Here is a 1,435-nt window from a genome sequence, read left to right as displayed (position 1 = left end):
ATCACCGCCCCGCCGATCGTCGACGGTGCGGTCGCCGTGCGCGACGGACGGATCATGCACGTGGGCGAACGCGAGTGGGTGCTGCGGTCGCTCTCGGAACGCGGGATCGAGGCGGAGGAGGTGCACTGGCACGGCGTGCTCACCCCCGGTCTCGTGAACGCGCACACCCACCTGCAATACACGGGCATGGCCTCGGTCGGGCGCGGGCAGTACGACGGCTTCGACGACTGGGTGCGCGCGTTCGATCCGGTCTACGAAGGTGGGCGCGACTGGGCGGTGGACGCGGCCGACGGTGCCGCACAGGCACTGCGTTTCGGCACGACGGCCGTTGCGGATGTCGTGACCGACAGGGCGGCAGCGACCGCATTGCACGACGCCTGCCTGCACGGCATCACCTACTGGGAGGTGATGAGCTGGACCAACGCCGACTGGGCTCGCACCGGGCGCGAGCAGGTGGAGCAGGCGCTCGACGCGCTGCCGACGCCGCCGGGGACGGGCCTCTCACCCCACGCTCCCTACTCGCTCGACATCGAGCCGCTGCTGGAGATCCCCGACATCGTGCGCGAGCGCGGCGGACGCATCCACATCCACCTCGGCGAGGCTGCTTTCGAGAGCGAGTTCGCGCACGAGCACCCGCAGGCCTGGCACACGGCGGGGCTCGCGAGCTTCCAGGAGCTGCGCAAGGCCGGATTCGGCACCAGCGCCACCGAGTTCGTCGATCAGCTCGGCGTGCTCGGACCGGACTGCCACATCGCGCACGGCGTGTACATGAGCGCCAGGGACCGTGCCATCCTCCGGGAGCGCCGCACCACCGTGGCGCTGTGCCCGCGATCGAACGCCGTCATCGGGCTCGAGGAACCCCCGATCGCCGCGTACCTGCGCGAGGGCAGCCCGATCGCCGTCGGCACCGACTCGTTGTCGTCGAGCCCCTCGCTCGATGTGCTGGCCGATGTGGCCGAGCTCGCGCGCATCGCCCGCTCGCAGGGGTACACCGACCGCGACCTGCACGCCCGCCTGCTGGGTGCGGCCACCCTCGGAGGGGCGCACGCCATGGGCATCGACGTCGGTCCCGACCGCACCGGGTACCTCGCGGTGGGGGCACTCGCCGACCTCACGTTCTTCGGCGTCCCGTCAGGCCCCGATGCCGTGGTCGAACTCGTCGAGCACGGGGCGGGCCGCACGGCCGCCACCATCATCTCCGGCGAGGTCCGCTACGCCGTCGACTCCTTCCCCGAAACCGGAGCACCCGCATGACACAGCGCCCCGCGACCGCCGAACGGCTCGACCTCGCCCCGCACCCCGAGGGCGGCTGGTTCCGTCGCACCTGGACGAGCCCGCTTCCCGTCGAGACGCCGAACGGTCCGCGCCCGGCGGCCACCTGCATCCACTACCTGCTGCTGCCGTCGGAACGGAGTGAGTGGCACGTCGTGACCAG

General features: G+C 71.8%; 2 protein-coding genes. Both read left to right on the top strand.

What is annotated here, in order from left to right; translation table 11 throughout:
* Positions 1 to 1,254: amidohydrolase family protein (locus DSP71_RS00570; protein WP_258546187.1), on the top strand; the 1,254-nt coding region annotated here is incomplete at its 5' end.
* On the top strand, positions 1,251 to 1,435 hold a 185-nt coding region (locus DSP71_RS00565), incomplete at its 3' end, for a cupin domain-containing protein (RefSeq protein ID WP_147251147.1). The genes DSP71_RS00570 and DSP71_RS00565, both read left to right, overlap by 4 nt.

The organism is Microbacterium sp. H6 (assembly GCF_003314775.1).
In the GTDB taxonomy this organism is placed as follows: Bacteria; Actinomycetota; Actinomycetes; order Actinomycetales; family Microbacteriaceae; genus Microbacterium; species Microbacterium oxydans.
Note: the sequence above shows the minus strand (reverse complement) of the source record. Positions and strands in the feature narration are given on the sequence as shown.